Source organism: Pseudomonas sp. H1_A03, from assembly GCF_054685145.1.
Map to the genome: position 1 here is coordinate 1,574,386 of NZ_CP162829.1, position 17,218 is coordinate 1,591,603.

Here is a 17,218-nt window from a genome sequence, read left to right on the forward strand (position 1 = left end):
TAGGTGAGCCTTGAGGTTTATGCGTCGAAGGGTTTCAACGTTAAAGTTGCGACATTTTTCAGAGCGAGGAATTCAAGTGGCTCAAAAGCAGGAAGAGGAAGAAAAAGTCCGTCTGGACAAGTGGCTGTGGGCTGCGCGCTTCTATAAAACCCGTGCCCTGGCGAAGGCTGCCATCGAGAGCGGCAAGGTGCATCATCGTGGCGAGCGCTGCAAGCCGGGCAAGGAACCTCGCGTCGGGGATGAATTTCAGATTCGTACCGGGTTTGATGAAAAAACGGTCGTGGTCCAGGCGCTTTCAATCGTGCGCCGTGGGGCGCCTGAAGCGCAGGCGCTGTATACCGAGACCGAAGCCAGTATTGCCAAGCGTGAAAATGCGGCGGCGATGCGTAAGGCCGGCGGTATCGGCATGACCACCGATGGCAAGCCGAGCAAGAAGCAGCGCCGCGACTTGTTCAAGTTTCGCGGCAGTGGCAATGACGACTGACCGAGCGCGTTTCTGTAGTGAGCGGGCTTGCCCCGCGCTGGGCTGCGAAGCGGCCCCAATCGAATACAGCCACCGTGGATTCACCATCAGAACGCATTGACAGGTTTTAGGGCCGCTTCGCGACCCAGCGCGGGGCAAGCCCGCTCACTACAAGCGTATGACGCTTAGCCGACTAATCAGTGGCACGCGTTGAAACAGCCGGAAGACGGGCGCTGTCACCCGCAACAACCCACCCGACACCTTCGCCGCAAACGGTGTGTAATACCCCCACCCCAGCGCCAACAGTGCCAGCAACACACCACCGATGTAGTCGTCCTGCCCCCAATGTGCTCCCGCCACCAGGCGCGGCATCATGAACAACATTGCCAGGCCCCAAATCACCAGCACCTGGCCGATGCGCTTGGCGAACACCGTCATGAACATCCCCCAGATCAACAGCACCGACGCGTGATCCCCCGGGAAACTCTGGCTCGAACGGTCCTTCAGTTCCCACGTCTTTTCCAGCCCCGGGAAGTAGTCGCTCATCTGGATCGCCCCGCTGATTACCATCGACGGGCTACTGTGTTGCCAGCCCATGTGTGCCGCGATTTTGGAAAACAGCATGCGGATAAACAGCAACAGCAGCAGAATTCCGACAAAACCTAACAATGCCTGGCGCACCTGCACGGCCTTGAATACCCAATCACCGCGAATCAACAGCAGCAGCAGAATTACGCCGACCACTGCATCAAACGGTCGCAAACTGGCCACGGCCCACACGTGCAGCCATGTGGAGTTGCTCGCCAGCGGATCATTGAGCAGATGAAACAGCCACTCGTCGAAAACCACACACAGCATCTGGCCCGTGGGCCACAGCCAAAAACACAGCAGCCCGGTCGCGAGTAGATTGCACCAGGCCCATCCCCCGAGGTTCCACTTGGCTTGGAACAAACCCGGATTGTTCATAAACTGTCCCCCACGGCTCTAGAAAACCGCACCAAAACGGTGCTAAAGCGTTTAATTCTATAAACCTTGTAATCAATTTGTCATCAATTCAGATACCCAGACCTATGACTGATCTACCGGATACCGACTTCACCCAACGCTTCATCTTCGACGAGAACGACGCCCGCGGCGAACTGGTCTCGCTGGAGCGCAGCTATGCCGAAGTCCTTGCCAAGCACCCCTATCCGGAGCCGGTTGCGCAACTGCTCGGCGAGCTGATGGCGGCCGCCTCGTTGCTGGTGGGCACGATGAAATTCGACGGTCTGCTTATTTTGCAGGCGCGGTCTGAAGGTCCGGTCCCGATGCTGATGATCGAGTGTTCCAGCGAACGCGAAATCCGTGGCCTGGCCCGTTACGACGCCGGCCAGATTGCCCCGGACGCCACCTTGTCCGACCTGATGGCCAACGGCGTGCTGGCGATCACCGTCGACCCGACCGAAGGCCAACGCTACCAAGGCATCGTCGACCTCGACGGCGAAACGCTGTCGGACTGCTTCACCAACTACTTCGTGATGTCCCAACAAGTCGGCACCAAGTTCTGGCTCAACGCCGACGGCAAGCGTGCCCGCGGCCTGTTGTTGCAACAATTGCCGGCTGACCGCATCAAGGACGACGATGAGCGCACCGATAGCTGGCGCAAGCTGACCGCCCTTGCCGGTACGCTGACGGCGGAAGAGCTGCTGGGCCTGGACAACGAAACCATCCTGCATCGCCTGTACCACGAAGAAGCCGTGCGCTTGTTTGACGCACAAGGCCTGCGCTTCCGTTGCAGCTGCTCTCGTGAGCGCTCAGCCAATGCCTTGGTCAGCCTGGGCCTGGAAGATGCACAGGATCTGGTGGTCGAGCACGGCGGCAATATCGAGATCGACTGCCAGTTCTGCAACCAGCGCTACCTGTTCGATGCGGCCGATGTCGCCCAATTGTTCGCCGGCGCAGGCATCGATACCCCTTCCGACACCCGCCACTAAAACGTTTAAGCACAGGTGAATCACCTGACAATTGCCGGTTTAGCGCTGTTCTGACGGGAGGGCCCTACTTTTTTTGGGCTTTTCTGGCATAATCCGGCCCACTTTTTTCGCGGTAGTAGTGCGCAACTTTCTACTACAAAACGTTTGGAGCACTCGGCCATAGGCCGACGGGGAACCTCATGACGCAAGCCAACAACGCCGTATACACCGATCTGAGTGTTGATGATCTGGTTAAAGAAGCCCTGCAGCGCGGTGAAGGCGTGCTTGCCGATACTGGCGCACTGGTCGTAGAAACGGGTCACCGTACCGGTCGTTCGCCGGTCGACCGTTTCATCGTTGAAGAGCCTTCCACCCAGGACGCCATTGCCTGGGGCCCAATCAACCGCAAGTTCCCGGCCGACAAGTTCGATGCCCTGTGGGCTCGCGTCGAGGCGTTCAACAACGCGCAAGAGCATTTCGTTTCCCACGTCCATGTAGGTGCTTCCGAAGACCACTACCTGGCCGTGAAGATGACCACCCAGACTGCCTGGCAGAACCTGTTCGGTCGCTGCCTGTTCATCAACCCGGCCCAGTACAACCCGGCCGGTCGTGAAGAGTGGCAAGTGCTCAACGTGGCCAACTTTGAATGCGTGCCTGAGCGTGACGGCACGAACTCCGACGGTTGCGTGATCCTCAACTTCGCCCAGAAGAAAGTGCTGATCGCCGGCATGCGTTACGCCGGTGAAATGAAGAAAGCCATGTTCTCGGTACAGAACTTCCTGCTGCCGGCTTCCGACGTCCTGCCGATGCACTGCGCCGCCAACATTGGCGAAGCAGGCGACGTGACCCTGTTCTTCGGCCTGTCGGGCACCGGCAAAACCACCTTGTCGGCCGACGAAAGCCGTTACCTGATCGGTGACGACGAACACGGTTGGGGCGAAGGTGTGGTCTTCAACATCGAAGGCGGTTGCTATGCCAAGTGCATCGACCTGTCCGAGAAGAACGAGCCGGTCATCTGGAAAGCCATCAAGCACGGCGCCGTGCTGGAAAACGTGGTTATCGACGATGCCAAGCACGCCGACTACACCAACGTCAGCCTGACCCAGAACAGCCGCGCCGCTTACCCGCTGGAGCACGTTGCCAAGCGTTCCGAAAAGAACCTGGGCGGCGAGCCAAACGCGGTGATCTTCCTGACCTGCGACCTGACCGGCGTGCTGCCGCCCGTGTCGATTCTCAGCGAAGAACAAGCGGCTTACCACTTCCTGTCCGGCTACACCGCACTGGTGGGCTCGACCGAAATGGGTTCCGGCAGCGGCATCAAGTCGACCTTCTCCACCTGCTTCGGCGCGCCGTTCTTCCCGCGTCCGGCCGGCGAATATGCTGAGCTGCTGATCAAACGCATCCGTGGCTTCGGCTCCAAGGTCTACCTGGTCAACACCGGCTGGACCGGCGGCGGCTACGGCGTCGGCAACCGCTTCAACATCCCGACTACTCGCGGCGTCATCGCAGCGATCCAGAGCGGCGCGTTGATCGGTGCTGAAACCGAACACCTGGACACCATCAACCTCGACGTGCCATTGGCCGTACCGGGCGTTGAGACTGGCCTGTTGAACCCACGTAACACCTGGGCTGACAAGGCTGCTTATGACGACGCGGCGAAGGCGCTGGCTGCGTTGTTCATCGAGAACTTCAAGAAGTTTGAAGTGAGCGATGCGATCAAGGCTGCGGGTCCTAAGTTGTAAGATTCGATCGGTGTGAAAAAGCCGCCTCTCGTAGGCGGCTTTTTTGTGTGCGAGAGTTTAATCGGCGATGTGCAGAACCACAGCGCCGACCAGTACCAGCACAACCCCCAGCACCTGCACCGCCGACAACCGCTCCTTGAAAAACACAAACCCAAGCATCGCCGCAATCCCGCCCGACAACGTACTGATCACCGTCACCACCGAAACCGACCCCGCCATCGCCCCCCACGAAAACGCCGAGAACCCACCGAGGTTCATCAGGCTAGCCCCGGTCAAGGTCACGCAGTTTTTCAGCGGCGGGATTTTCAGGCCGTCCTTGATCTTCAGCACCATCACCACCAGCACGCACAGGCCTACCAGGTAACCCAGCCACAACATCGAGACCGGCCCCAGCGCCGGTAAGGTGTACCGGCCTTGCAGCCAGAAACTGGTGCCGTACAGCAACGCGGCAAGCATGGCGTAGGCAATGGACAGGCGTGGGTTGTTGTGGGGTACACCGTTGTCCTTGTGGATGCTGGAGAGGATCACGCCGATCACGCACAGGGCGATGCAGCCCAGCTGGATCAGGCTGATGTGCTCACCGCTGGCCCAGGACAGCAATGTGGTGACCACGCCGTAGGACGTCACCAGTGGCGCGACGATGGCCGCTTTACCCAGGGCAAAAGCCTTGGACAGCGCAAGGGCGCCGAAGACGGTAAGCAGTGCAGCAGCGATGCCCAGCAGCCAGACGCTCAGCGGCGCATCGAGAGATTTGAACAGGAAGGTGGGGAAGATGACCAGCAGCAGCGTCATGATCAGGAAACCGAGCGCTTGGCCGAAATAGACCGCGCGTTTAACGCCCACGGCTCTGGCGTTGAGGCCCACGAGAAAGTCCGTGCCACCCCAGAGCACGGCGGCCAGCAGGCCCATTATTACGTCCATGTAAGGTCCTTGTTGTTCAGTGCGCGGTTGAGCAGATTAGTGCAGATCCAGTGTGGGAGCGGGCTTGCTCGCGAAAGCGATGTATCAGTCAACATATTCGGCGACTGACCCTCCGCTTTCGCGAGCAAGCCCGCTCCCACATTTGACTTTCAGTGTGTTCGAAATCTGTATTCTCTCAGCTCAGATTCTCCAGCGTCTGCGTATCCCAGCTATGGGTCTTGATAGCCAGGTAGAGCATGCCGATGGTCAACGGCACCTTTTCGCCTCGCCCTTTGGCCCGGCGCTTGAGAAACACATCAAACACCGGTGGGTTGAAGTAACGATAAGTGTCGTAGTCGCCGAGGTCGAGCGCGAATTCCTGCTCCAGTGCTTCCATGAGTTGCTTGGCCTCACTGCCGTCACAGCCCAGGTCGAAGTTGAGTGAGGTTTGCAGGCGGATCGTCTTGTGTTTCGGCAGGCCGATTTCTTCGTGCAGCAGTTGCAGGAGTTGCTGCATCACGGGGTCTTCGGGGAGGTCAGGGGCCAGGTTCATGGTGGGGGCACGCAGGAGTGGGTGAGGGGGATGGTTGTGTGGGTGGCGGTATTTAGTTTGGCGGATCAGCAAAGCAATGCCCGTAACAAAAGCGATGACAAGCAGGCTCTCGATCTGTGACGCCCTTATCCAAGAGGTCGCGCAGAATAGAAGTGTAGGACCGATTACCACAAGGATCAGCCCACACCATTTTCTAAGGGCAGGGCGCTTGAGTGTTTTTTCAACTAAGGCGGCAACGGCAAAGAGTAGGGTCAGGCTGATCCAGTCGAGGTAGTCGGTCATTGTATTAGCCACCCTGGCGATTGGCAGCCAAGAGGACAAGGCGAATCACCGTCAAGATGACGCCGCAGTGAACTATGGGTTGAGTCCTTTCCATATTCACGGGTCTTAGCCGAAACGGTTGAGAGGACGCTATTTTCCGTCAGCGGTGGGTAACATCTACAGAGGGGCGAGCGACTGTTTGAAGCAGTTTGGGAAAAGTACGGCGCGAGGGTTAGAGGTTTCTTACAGCGGTTTCCGGCATTTGTAGCTTGAAAGTGATTTAACAGAAAACGCTCCCACATTTGGTTTGAGGTGTTCCTACAATCGCTATCGAATCTGTCTGATTTGGCCCAAGGCCATCGCCGCACCCTGTGTATCATCCTGTCTCTTTTTTCCTTGCGACCTTTCTCGATTCGCTGAGATTCCCAGGCTATGTTTTTAAGCCAACTCAGCGGTCAATGGAGTGACAGCCTATGCACGACACCCTCCAGCAGGTCTTTGGTTATCCACAGTTTCGTTTGGGCCAGGAGCAAACGGTCAACGCCGTACTGGCCGGTCGTTCTGCAGCGGCAATTTTTCCTACCGGGTCGGGCAAGTCCTTGTGTTACCAGCTGTCGGCGGTGTTGCTGCCGCACCTGACGCTGGTGGTGTCGCCGCTGTTGGCGTTGATGCAGGACCAGCTTGGTTTTTTGCAGCGTCACGGTATTTCGGCAGGCAGTATTGATTCGGCCCAGAGCCGCGATGAGGCCAATGACGTGATGGCCCGTGCGCGCTCGGGTGAGTTGAAAATCCTGATGGTTTCGGTGGAGCGCTTGAAGAACGAGCGCTTCCGTAACTTCCTGCAAAGCGTGCAAATCTCGCTGCTGGTGGTGGACGAGGCGCACTGTATTTCCGAGTGGGGCCACAACTTCCGCCCGGACTATCTGAAGCTGCCGGACTACCAGCGCCAGTTCAATATCCCACAAGCGCTGTTGCTGACAGCTACAGCGACGCCCAAGGTGATTGCCGACATGCAGGCGAAGTTCGCCATTGCACCGGACGATGTAGTCACCACGGGCTTCTACCGGCCCAACCTCAATCTGTTGGTGGAACCCGTCAGCGGTGCGGACAAGCGTCGTCGTTTGGTCCAGTGGATGAGTGAGCGCGCCAATCAACCCAGCATCGTCTACGTCACACTGCAGAAAACCGCCGAGCAGATTGCCGAGCATCTGAACCGCAACGGTATCCAGGCCGAGGCCTATCACGCCGGTCTGCCCCACGATAAGCGCGAGGGCATCCAGCAGCGCTTCATGGACGGGCGCTCCAATTGCATCGTCGCCACCATCGCGTTTGGCATGGGCATCGACAAGAGTGACATCCGCAACGTGGTGCACTTTGACCTGCCCAAGTCCATCGAGAACTACAGCCAGGAAATCGGTCGCGCGGGGCGTGATGGGCAGCCGTCTGACTGCCTGGTGTTGGCCAACCGCGACAGTCTCAATGTGCTGGAAAACTTCGTCTACGGCGATACGCCGGAGCAGGACGGTATCCATCGGGTGCTGGAAGAATTGCAGGCCGCGCGCGGCGATGGGCAGTGGGAGTTTTTGCTCCGGTCTTTGTCGGACCACAGCAATATCCGCGAACTGCCGTTGAAGACCCTGCTGGTGCAGCTGGAGCTAAAGGGCGTGGTTGCGCCGCGCTACGCGTTTTATGCCGAGTACCGCTTCAAGTACCTGATCGAGCCAGAGGCTTTGCTGGCGCGATTCTCCGGCGAGCGGCAGCAGTTCGTGGCGGCGATCATCCAGGTATGTAAACGAGCGAAAACCTGGGCGACGGTGGATTTCGACGCACTTTATCAACAGCACAATGCCGAACGCAGCCGGGTGGTGAAGGCGCTGGATTACTTCCAGGAGCAGGGCCTGATCGAGCTGGAAAGCAAGCAGATGACGGAGGTCTACAGCCTGCTGGATACCGATTTTGATCCACAGGTCTTGAGCACTGAGTTGTACACAGGCTTCAAGCAGCATGAGGTGGGCGAGGTCGCACGAATTCATGCGATGCTCGATCTGTTCGCCACCGAGCGCTGCCTGGGGCAGCGCCTGGCGCAGTATTTCGGCGATGAAAATGCACCGCAGCGTTGTGGGCATTGCTCGGTGTGCCACGGTCACGTCGCGCACCTGCCGCCACCGCCAGGCTTGCCGCCGCTTGTGGATAAAAACTTCATGGGGCTGTGCGGTGATTTTATCCACAGGCATCATGAGCACACCGGAGAACTGCCGGGCGCGGAACGACTGACACGTTTCCTCGGCGGGATCAGTGTGCCGTTGTTTACCAAGTTGAAGGCGCGGGGTATTCCCGGTTTCGCTGCGTTGGAAGATTACCCTTACGCTGAAGTACGCGAGTGGGCGCAGGCCCATTTGAATGACCTGTAAACCCACCTCCGCGAGACTTACCGATGCCTGACTCAGTGCCACGACGTGCCGATTATCCTCACTTCCAGCCGATCATCACGCGCTGGCACGACAACGATGTGTATGGCCATGTGAACAACGTGACTTACTACAGCTTCTTCGACACAGCGGTGAATACCTACCTGATCGAACAAGGTGGCCTGGATATTCATGACGGTGAAGTAGTGGGGTTTGTGGTGAGTTCGGCGTGTGATTATTTTGCGTCGATCGCTTTTCCCGAGCGCATCGAAATCGGCCTGCGGGTGGGCAAGTTGGGTAACAGCTCAGTCCAGTACGAATTGGCGGTGTTCAAGGCAGGCGAGGAAGAAGCCTGTGCGGCGGGGCGCTTTGTGCATGTGTTTGTGGATCGCGGGTCGAACCAGCCGGTGACGATTCCGGGTTCGCTGCGCGAGGCGTTGCAGCGGTTGGTGGCCTGACCCACGATCATGCAAACAATGAAGGCCAACTGTGGGAGCTGGCTTGCCTGCGACAGCGGTAGTTCAGGTTAAAAAGTGTCGCCTGACACTACGCTATCGCGGGCAAGCCCGCTCCCACATGGTTTTTGCAGTGGTGTTCAGACCGCTGACTTACCGGTGACGGTAGTGATGCTTGTTCTTGCGATGCCCATAGGCATGCCCGCGTCCACGGTGATCGTCGCGGTCATACCGACGGTTATCACGGCTACGCGAACGACGGTCGTCGTCATCGCTCTTGTTACCCATGTAGTTACCCAGTGCGCCACCCGCACCGCCGCCGGCGGCTGCGCCGATCAGGCTACCGGTGTTGCCGCCCATGCTGCGGCCAACCACGTTGCCGCCCGCTGCGCCCAAGGCGCCACCGATGGCTGCTTCGCCACGGCTGCGTTTGTCGGCACCCACCGCACTGCCGCCCGCGCCGCCCAGGGCTGCGCCGATGGCCGAGCCCGTGTTGCCGCCGATCGACTGGCCAACAACCGAACCGAGTACCCCGCCCAATGCGCCGCCCACACCGGCTTCGGTGGTGCCACCAGCCATGGCTGCGCCACTGACCAGGCCAAGGGACAACAAGAGAATCGAGGAGAACTTCATAGAGAGACCTCAAGAGGATGACGGCGCGATCCTGAGGCTGTGTCGACATTGTGACAATAGAAATCCGACCAGTAACACGAGTTGTACACAATTCGCTAAGTTACTGTTTTAGCTGGGGAACTTAAGTCGAATTAGTGAGTCTTTAGCTACTTGGGAATGGCCGCTTTTATGCAAAAGCGGCCTTTTTTGTGCCCGGAATTCATGGTTGTAATGAGCGGGCATTACGCCGAGCGGGCCATGATCAAGCCATTGTCACTTGCCGATTCCAAGCGGATCGCCACGAACTTCGACGTCGGCGTATGGCTGCCATCCCCGGTGCTTTCCAGCGGCACCAGTGGATTAACTTCCGGGTAGTAAGCCGCAGCCTGGCCCGCCGGAATATCAAACGCCAGCAAGGTAAAGCCTTTCACGCGGCGTTCACGCCCATCTTCCCACAGCGATACGATGTCAGCCTTCTGCCCCGGCTTAAAGCCCAGGCGGATGATGTCGGCTTCGTTGACGAACAGCACGTCGCGCTGGCCTTTGACCCCACGGTAGCGATCGTCCAGGCCATAAATAGTGGTGTTGTACTGATCGTGGGAGCGCATCGACTGCATGATCAGGTCCGGTATCCGGCCGGTGGCGTGGGTGCGCTCGTGGATCAGGTCTTTGGGCAGGATGTTCGGGCGGAAGTTGGCGCGGCCCGACGGCGTGTTCCAGCGGCGCGCACCTGCGGAATTACCCAAGTAGAAACCGCCCGGATTTTTGATCTTCTCGTTGAAGTCCTTGAAGCCAGGAATGGTGTCGGCGATCAGGTCGCGGATACGCCCGTAGTCCGCCACAAGCCAATTCCAATCAACGGGTTTGCTACCCAGGGTGGCGGCCGCAATGCCCGCGAGGATTGCCGGCTCCGATTTCATCAGCTTCGACAGCGGCTGCAGTTGGCCGTTGGAGCCGTGCACCATGCTGAACGAGTCCTCTACCGTTACCGCTTGCGGGCCATCGGCCTGCATATCAATGTCGGTACGGCCCAAGCACGGCAGGATCAGTGCGTCTTTGCCGTGCATCAGATGGCTGCGGTTGAGCTTGGTGCTGATCTGTACGGTCAGGTCGCAATTGCGCAAGGCTTCGAAGGTGCGTGGGCTGTCCGGTGTAGCTTGGGCGAAGTTGCCGCCCAGGCCGATAAACACCTTGGAGCGGCCTTCGAGCATGGCGTGAATCGCCTCGACCACGTTGTGGCCGTTGTCACGCGGCACCTGGAACTGGAAACGTCGCTCCAGAGAATCGAGAAACGCCACCGGTGGGCGCTCGTTGATGCCCATGGTGCGGTCGCCTTGCACGTTACTGTGACCGCGCACCGGGCACAGGCCGGCGCCAGGGCGGCCAATGTTGCCGCGCAGCAGCATCAGGTTGGCGATTTCCTGGATGGTCGGCACCGAGTGGCGGTGCTGGGTGATGCCCATCGCCCAGCACATGATCACGTTCTTGCCTTTGGCGTACATGCGCGCCGCTTGCTCGATCTCGACCAGGGTCAGGCCGGACTGCTCGACGATTTCATCCCAAGAGGTGTCGTCGATCTTGCCCAGGTAATCCAGCACATTAGCGGTGTGTTCGTTGAGGAAGTCGTGGTCGAACACCGCTTCCTTGCCTTCGGCCTGGGCCTGGCGTTCCCACAGCAGCAGGAACTTGGCCATGCCGCGCAGAATTGCCATGTCGCCACCCAGCGCCGGGCGGAAGTACGCGGTATTAGTCGGTTTGTCGCCGTTGGTGAGCATTTCCAGCGGGTGTTGCGGGTGTTGGAAGCGTTCCAGGCCGCGCTCTTTCAGCGGGTTGATGCACACCACTTGGGCGCCGCGTTTAACCGCTTCGCGCAGCGGCTCGAGCATGCGCGGGTGGTTGGTGCCGGGGTTCTGGCCCCAGACAAAAATCGCGTCGGCATGTTCGAAGTCATCAAAGGTCACGGTGCCTTTGCCCACGCCCACGCTCTGCGCCAGGGCCACGCCGCTGGCCTCGTGGCACATGTTCGAGCAATCCGGGAAATTGTTGGTGCCGTAGGCGCGTACAAACAACTGGTACAGGTACGCGGCTTCATTGCTGGCGCGGCCCGAGGTGTAAAACTCGGCCATGTCCGGGCTAGGCAGGGCGTTGAGGTGTTTGCCGACCAAGTCGAAGGCCGCTTCCCAACTGATGGGCAGGTAGCGGTCGGTTTCGGCGTCATAGCGCATCGGCTCGGTCAGGCGGCCCTGGTATTCCAGCCAATAGTCGCTCTGTTCAATCAAGGCACTGACGCTGTGCTTAGCGAAGAACGCTGCATCCACGCGACGTTTGGTGGCTTCCCAGTTCACCGCCTTGGCGCCGTTTTCGCAGAACTTGACCATGCCGCTTTCCGGCGAGTCGCCCCAGGCGCAGCCCGGGCAGTCGAAACCGCCGTTCTGGTTGGTCTTGAGCATCATGCGCAGGTTTTTCAGCGCGTTGTCGCTGGTCAGCCACGCCTGGGCCACGCTGATCAGTGCGCCCCAGCCGCCCGCCGGGCCTTTATAGGGCTTGTAGCGTGGGGTCGGGGTTTGGTCGGCTTGGTGATGATTGCTCATGGCTGGTACTCCATCGCAGGGCTGTAGACCCGCGGCGCGCTTTTCTGCGGCAGGTGGATGAGATTGAGGTTGTGTCGGCGCGCCCATTGCAGGGCCAGGCCGGTGGGTGACGACAGGCTTACCAGGGTCTGGATGCCCGCGCGCAGGACTTTCTGTATCAATTCGAGGCTGCAACGGCTGGTGACAATCGCCAGACCGCCGTCAGTCGGGATCTTTTGACGGATGAGTGCGCCAATCAACTTGTCCAGGGCGTTATGCCGGCCGATGTCTTCACGGCCCAGCAGCAATTCGCCCTGGCCGTTCATAAACACCGCCGCATGCACCGCGCCACTGTATTGGCCCAAGGGCTGGAACGCGCTGATGCGCTGGCGCAGGCCGTCGAGCCATTCGGCAGGCGGCAAGGGTGCGCCGGGCAGCACTTGCAGGTCTGGCAAGGCTTGCTCCACCGCTTCCACGCCGCACAGGCCACAGCCGCTGGTGCCGGCCAACTGGCGGCGCTGCTGCTTGAGGTTCCAGAAGGCACGGCTGGAGATCTGCACCTGAGCGTATTGGGCCGAGCCCGAACCGCTGAGTTTAAGATCATATATGTCGCTAACGTCGTCGATAATGCCGCTTCCGAGGCTGAAGCCGACGATGAAGTCTTCCAGGTCGGTGGGCGTTACCAGCATGACCGCCTGGCTGATGTCGTTATAGGCAATCGCCAACGCCACTTCTTCCGCCAATGCAGTACTGGCGACTTCTGTGTGTTCGAGGTTGCAAAACTGGTAGCTCTGGCTGGCGGCGGGCGCAGGCGCTTCAACAGCGGGCGCCGCGCAGACTGGACGCTTGGCGTTCATGGGGCAGTACCACCGACGGATTGATCAGTGCTCAGACTAGGCGCGACAAAGCGTCACGTCTAATTGCCAGTACTGATCCGCTGATAGATGACGTCGATCAAGATTCGATTTGCGATTTCTGATACAGCGCGAAACACGCCTCCGCCAACGCTGAACGCGGCGCGCTGCGGCGCATGATCAACCCCAGGCGGGCCAGTGTATGGGCGTCTTCGATCGGCTGCAGGCGCAGATGTTCGGTGAGCGCGTCCAAGCCCCCATCCAGCGGCATCACCGCACAGCAGAGGCCGCCATGCACAGCTTGTAACAACTGATGGACGGCATCGGTTTGCAGCAACGGCTGCGGGTTGAGCCCACGGCTGTGGAAGTTGTGGTCGATGGACTGGCGAAAGTGCATGCCACTGGTCAGCATGCCCAGGGGCAGTTCGATCAGCGCTTCCCAGCTCAACGGCGTATCTCCAAAGCTGAAGAAGCGCTGGTCGTAAAGCAGGCCCATACGGGTTTCGCCCAACGCCAGCGAGTCGAAGCGTTCGTTGTCCAGGCGTTCGAGGTAAGACACACCCAGGTCCAGCCGATTGCTCGCCAATTGTTCAAGGATCTGTTCAGAGCTGAGCGCCGACAGCTCGAAGCGCAGGCTCGGGTGTTCTTTATGCAGTTGCTGCATCAACGCCAAGGGATCGAAGCTCGACAACGGCACCACGCCCAGGCGCAACGTACCCACCAGGTTACCGCGACAGGCTGCCGCTTCGGCCTGCAAGCCGTCATATGCCGCCAGCACCGTGCGAGCCCATGCCAACACCCGTTCACCGGGGGCGGTAAAACCTTCGAAGCGCTGGCCACGGTTGACCAGCGATAGATCAAGCTCTTCTTCCAGGTTGCGCAAGCGCATCGACAGAGTCGGTTGGGTGATGTGGCAGCGCGCCGCCGCCTGGCCGAAGTGACGGGTTTCGTCGAGGGCGATGAGGAATTTCAGCTGTTTGATGTCCATCTTCGCTCCAGGGCTTATTCCAATGGCGGGGGGATTCTAGCGCGTTTGGGTCTTGGGTCGGGCTGGAACCCAAATCCACAGGACTGGTCTAGTCTTGGGCATCTGGAAATCAAAAACCAAGGAGAGCGCACTATGAGCATTTTTAGCTTTATCAAGGAAGCTGGCGAAAAGATTGTCGACCTGTTGACGCCGGGCAATGCAAACGCCAGTGAGCAGTTGAAGGACCACGTGTCCAAAGTGGGTCTGGGTAATCCGAACGTGCAGACCACGGTAGATGGCGACAAGGTGACGGTGACCGGTGAAGTCGCCACCCAGGAAGAGAAAGAGAAGATTCTGCTGGCGCTGGGCAATATTGCCGGTGTGGCCAGTGTGGATGACCAGATCACTGTAACGGGGCCGGCTGTCGAGGCTGCCACTTTTGTAGTCGTGAAAAAGGGCGACACGCTGAGTGCTATTTCTCTCTCGGTGTACGGTAACGCCAATCTGTATAACAAGATTTTCGAGGCGAACAAGCCGCTGTTGTCCCATCCGGACAAGATCTATCCAGGCCAGACACTGCGTATTCCCAAGTAATACGAAGGCCTAAATGTGGGAGCGGGCTTGTGTGGGAGCCGGGCTTGCCCGCGATAGCATCGCCTCGGTTTGAGCTAAACACCGCGGTGCCTGCATCGCGGGCAAGCCCGGCTCCCACATGGATCTTCTCCCACTTGGGGGTCAGAGTCCGACAATGAGATCTCGGTAATCACCCACCGCTGCGAATTCAGCTGTGTCCTTGGGCCCCTTCTTACTGTCCGGCTCTTTCACTGCCAGCAAATGCCCCACGCCAAACGCCTGGGCGCTGCGCAGGATCGGCAACGTGTCGTCGATAAACAGGCTGCGGGCGGGGTCGAAGTTGATGTCGGCTTGCAGGGCATCCCAGAATTGCGGGTTTTCCTTGGCGAAACCGTAATCGTGGGAGCTGATCAACCGTTCGAAATACGGCGCCAGTTCAATGCGTTCCAGCTTCAATGACAGTGAATCACGATGCGCGTTGGTGATCAGGATCACACGCTTGCCGGCCCTTTTGATGGCCGCCAGGAACGTGTCGGCATCGGGGCGCAGGGCGATCAAGTGGGCGGTCTCCAGCTTGAGTTCGCGCACCGGGATCTTCAGCTCCGCGCTCCAGAAATCCAGGCAATACCATTGCAACTGTCCAGCGTTACGCTCGAACAGGGGCTGCAACTCCATCTCGGCCATGGCGCGGCTCACCCCGTGCAGCTCGGCGTACCGCTGGGGCAGGTGGTCCATCCAGAAATGGTTGTCGTAATGCAGGTCGAGCAGGGTGCCGTCCATGTCCAGCAGGACGGTGTCGATGGCGTGCCAGGGCAAAGCGGGCATGGGGCGTTCTCATGTAAGTAAAGATATCCGACACAGACAATCGGAAAAGCCACGGTATAGTAACCCGATCACGCCAAGGAGCCGTTTATGCGCCAGAAACCCACCGTCCTCGCCCGCGAAATAGTCGCCAGTAGCCGTTTGTTCCGCGTGGAGGAAGTGCAATTGCGCTTTTCCAATGGCGTTGAACGGACCTACGAACGCCTTGTGGGCCGCGGTGCCGGCTACGGCGCGGTGATGATCGTGGCGATGATCGATGAGGATCATGCATTGCTGATTGAAGAATACTGCGGTGGCACCGACGAGTATGAGCTGTCCTTGCCCAAGGGCTTGATCGAACCCGGTGAAGATGTGCTGGCGGCAGCCGATCGCGAACTCAAGGAGGAAGCCGGCTACGGCGCGCGGCAGTTGGAACACATTACCGAGTTGTCATTGTCGCCCGGTTACATGAGTCAGAAAATCCAGGTGGTGCTGGCCACCGACCTCTACGAAGAACGCCTTGAAGGCGATGAACCTGAGCCGATGCGTGTGGACCGGGTGAACCTGCGCGAGCTGTCGATGCTTGCGCAAAACGAGCAATTCAGCGAAGGCCGTGCCCTGGCCGCGCTGTACCTGGTACGAGACCTGTTGACCCAGCGTGGAGCGTTTACTGCATGAGCGAACTGTTTTTAGGCCACGCGTTTATTGCCCCTGTGATCGAACTGGCACGCCAGGCGGGTGAAGTGATAATGCCGTACTGGCGCGCCGATGTGGCGGTGACTTCCAAGGCCGACGAATCGCCGGTGACGGCGGCGGACCTGGCCGCGCATCATCTGATCCTGGCAGGCCTGACCGCGCTGGACCCGAGCATTCCGGTGCTGTCCGAGGAAGACGCCGACATCGACCAGAGCGTGCGTGCCGGCTGGCAGCGCTGGTGGTTGGTTGACCCGTTGGACGGCACCAAGGAGTTTATCGCCGGCACCGAAGAGTTCACCGTCAATATCGCCCTGATTGAACGAGGCCGCGTGGTGTTTGGCGTGGTGTCGATGCCCACCAACGGGCGTTGTTACTTCGGTGGCGCGGGCCTGGGCGCTTGGCGTTCGGACGTCAATGAAGCGCCCAAACAGATTCAGGTGCGCGCCGCGCCGGCGGCGGGTGAGTCATTTACTGTGGTCGCCAGCCGTCGCCATACAAGCCCTGAGCAGGAACGTTTGCTGGACGGTTTGAGCGAAGGCTTGGGTGAGCTGAAACTGGCGAATATCGGCAGTTCGTTGAAGTTTTGCCTGTTGGCCGAAGGCAGCGCCGACTGTTATCCGCGTTTGGCACCCACTTCACAGTGGGACACTGCGGCGGCTCAGGGCGTGCTGGAAGGGGCTGGGGGCGAGGTGTTGGAGTTGAACGGCGCGCCGTTCAGTTATCCGGCGCGGGCATCGTTGCTGAACCCGTTCTTTTTGGCGTTGCCGGCGAAGGCGGCCTGGCGTGAGCGGTTGCTGACCCTGGCCCGGTCCTAAGGCCACCATACATTCAATGTGGGAGCTGGATTGCCTGCGATGGCGGTGGTTCAGTCACTGAAACGGTGACTGTCAGACCGCTATCGCAGGCAAGCCAGCTCCCACAGTTGGTTTTGCATGATTGCTTTTAGCGGTGCAGGACGTATTGACCGGTGAAAGCCACCGCTCTTTCCTCACTGCCTTCATTCACAATCCACGTCTCCAACGCCAACCGCGCACGGCCATGACGCTTATACGTCGCCACAAAGCGTTTCCACACCTTCTCCTCCGGCGCCGCGCAAACAGCCGTCGCATCCCGCGTGACCGGCAGCGGATAGCTGATCTGCCCCTCCTGAATCACGATATGCCCGTCTTCAATCCCTTCTTCACGCAGCTGCAAGTGCAGCCAACCCCAGCCCGCCAGGACTGCGCCGCAATACAGGCTGCCGCCGAACATGGTGCTCTTATGGTTGATATTGGCTTGCAAGGGCAGGTGCAATTCCAGCTGCCCGTGCTGCCAATCGAGCACCTTGAGACCCATTTCCCGGGTGAGGGGGATGTCGTGGTGAAGGATGGATTCCAGGTAACGGCTGTCGCGGCTCATGGGGGCCTCTTGG

General features: G+C 59.4%; 17 protein-coding genes. 8 read left to right on the plus strand and 9 right to left on the minus strand.

Going from position 1 to position 17,218, the window contains the following annotated elements; genetic code table 11:
• Window positions 1-76: 76 nt before the first annotated feature.
• Window positions 77-484: an RNA-binding S4 domain-containing protein gene (locus tag AB4O35_RS07330; RefSeq protein ID WP_065875839.1), complete on the plus strand. Its 408-nt coding sequence runs from the start codon at window positions 77-79 to the stop codon at window positions 482-484.
• Between the two features lie 147 nt (window positions 485-631).
• Here the strand turns inward: AB4O35_RS07330 and AB4O35_RS07335 are convergent, their stop codons facing one another.
• A complete protein-coding gene (locus tag AB4O35_RS07335; protein WP_065945606.1) occupies window positions 632-1,429 on the minus strand; it encodes a phosphatase PAP2 family protein in 798 nt (265 codons plus the stop codon).
• 104 nt (window positions 1,430-1,533) lie between these two features.
• Here AB4O35_RS07335 and hslO point away from each other — a divergent pair, with 104 nt between their 5' ends.
• Window positions 1,534-2,436: an Hsp33 family molecular chaperone HslO gene (gene hslO, locus AB4O35_RS07340; protein WP_065945605.1), complete on the plus strand. Its 903-nt coding sequence runs from the start codon at window positions 1,534-1,536 to the stop codon at window positions 2,434-2,436.
• A 179-nt stretch (window positions 2,437-2,615) separates the two neighbouring features.
• The gene (locus AB4O35_RS07345; protein WP_065945604.1) at window positions 2,616-4,157 is read left to right on the plus strand and encodes a phosphoenolpyruvate carboxykinase; all 1,542 of its coding nucleotides are present in this window, start codon (window positions 2,616-2,618) and stop codon (window positions 4,155-4,157) included.
• 57 nt (window positions 4,158-4,214) lie between these two features.
• On the opposite strand, the gene AB4O35_RS07350 is transcribed toward AB4O35_RS07345, so the two are convergent.
• Window positions 4,215-5,078, minus strand: a complete 864-nt coding sequence (locus AB4O35_RS07350; RefSeq protein ID WP_256530439.1) for a DMT family transporter — start codon at window positions 5,076-5,078, stop codon at window positions 4,215-4,217.
• Between the two features lie 175 nt (window positions 5,079-5,253).
• A complete protein-coding gene (locus tag AB4O35_RS07355; protein WP_256530438.1) occupies window positions 5,254-5,892 on the minus strand; it encodes a DUF1493 family protein in 639 nt (212 codons plus the stop codon).
• Window positions 5,893-6,344: 452 nt separating this feature from the next.
• On the opposite strand from AB4O35_RS07355, the gene AB4O35_RS07360 reads away from it, so the two are divergent.
• Complete coding sequence (locus tag AB4O35_RS07360; protein WP_065890237.1) at window positions 6,345-8,282, plus strand: RecQ family ATP-dependent DNA helicase; 1,938 nt, start codon at window positions 6,345-6,347, stop codon at window positions 8,280-8,282.
• A gap of 23 nt (window positions 8,283-8,305) precedes the next feature.
• The gene (locus AB4O35_RS07365; protein ID WP_065875827.1) at window positions 8,306-8,737 is read left to right on the plus strand and encodes an acyl-CoA thioesterase; all 432 of its coding nucleotides are present in this window, start codon (window positions 8,306-8,308) and stop codon (window positions 8,735-8,737) included.
• A 150-nt stretch (window positions 8,738-8,887) separates the two neighbouring features.
• Here the strand turns inward: AB4O35_RS07365 and AB4O35_RS07370 are convergent, their stop codons facing one another.
• The 4 genes from AB4O35_RS07370 to AB4O35_RS07385 all read right to left on the minus strand — a co-directional run bounded on the left by AB4O35_RS07370 (window position 8,888) and on the right by AB4O35_RS07385 (window position 13,758).
• Window positions 8,888-9,367 (minus strand): YMGG-like glycine zipper-containing protein, encoded by a 480-nt coding sequence (locus AB4O35_RS07370; RefSeq protein ID WP_049710575.1) that lies wholly within the window; start codon window positions 9,365-9,367, stop codon window positions 8,888-8,890.
• Window positions 9,368-9,588: 221 nt separating this feature from the next.
• On the minus strand, window positions 9,589-11,937 hold the full coding sequence (locus tag AB4O35_RS07375; RefSeq protein WP_065875826.1) for an FdhF/YdeP family oxidoreductase: 2,349 nt from the start codon (window positions 11,935-11,937) through the stop codon (window positions 9,589-9,591).
• Complete coding sequence (gene fdhD / locus AB4O35_RS07380) at window positions 11,934-12,773, minus strand: formate dehydrogenase accessory sulfurtransferase FdhD (RefSeq protein ID WP_065875825.1); 840 nt, start codon at window positions 12,771-12,773, stop codon at window positions 11,934-11,936. Before fdhD ends, AB4O35_RS07375 begins: the two co-directional genes overlap by 4 nt.
• Window positions 12,774-12,870: 97 nt before the next feature.
• The gene (locus tag AB4O35_RS07385) at window positions 12,871-13,758 is read right to left on the minus strand and encodes a LysR family transcriptional regulator (RefSeq protein ID WP_049710572.1); all 888 of its coding nucleotides are present in this window, start codon (window positions 13,756-13,758) and stop codon (window positions 12,871-12,873) included.
• 132 nt (window positions 13,759-13,890) lie between these two features.
• Here AB4O35_RS07385 and lysM point away from each other — a divergent pair, with 132 nt between their 5' ends.
• Window positions 13,891-14,331, plus strand: a complete 441-nt coding sequence (lysM, locus tag AB4O35_RS07390; protein ID WP_010214059.1) for a peptidoglycan-binding protein LysM — start codon at window positions 13,891-13,893, stop codon at window positions 14,329-14,331.
• Between the two features lie 141 nt (window positions 14,332-14,472).
• Here the strand turns inward: lysM and yrfG are convergent, their stop codons facing one another.
• Window positions 14,473-15,135 (minus strand): GMP/IMP nucleotidase, encoded by a 663-nt coding sequence (gene yrfG / locus AB4O35_RS07395; RefSeq protein ID WP_065879768.1) that lies wholly within the window; start codon window positions 15,133-15,135, stop codon window positions 14,473-14,475.
• Between the two features lie 87 nt (window positions 15,136-15,222).
• On the opposite strand from yrfG, the gene nudE reads away from it, so the two are divergent.
• Window positions 15,223-15,789 (plus strand): ADP compounds hydrolase NudE, encoded by a 567-nt coding sequence (nudE, locus tag AB4O35_RS07400; RefSeq protein WP_065875823.1) that lies wholly within the window; start codon window positions 15,223-15,225, stop codon window positions 15,787-15,789.
• Entirely contained in the window at window positions 15,786-16,622 is an 837-nt protein-coding gene (gene cysQ / locus AB4O35_RS07405) for a 3'(2'),5'-bisphosphate nucleotidase CysQ (protein ID WP_065879769.1), read from the plus strand. The genes nudE and cysQ overlap by 4 nt, the downstream gene beginning before the upstream one ends.
• Before the next feature lie 127 nt (window positions 16,623-16,749).
• Here the strand turns inward: cysQ and AB4O35_RS07410 are convergent, their stop codons facing one another.
• The gene (locus AB4O35_RS07410) at window positions 16,750-17,205 is read right to left on the minus strand and encodes a thioesterase domain-containing protein (protein ID WP_065875819.1); all 456 of its coding nucleotides are present in this window, start codon (window positions 17,203-17,205) and stop codon (window positions 16,750-16,752) included.
• Window positions 17,206-17,218 lie beyond the last annotated feature (13 nt).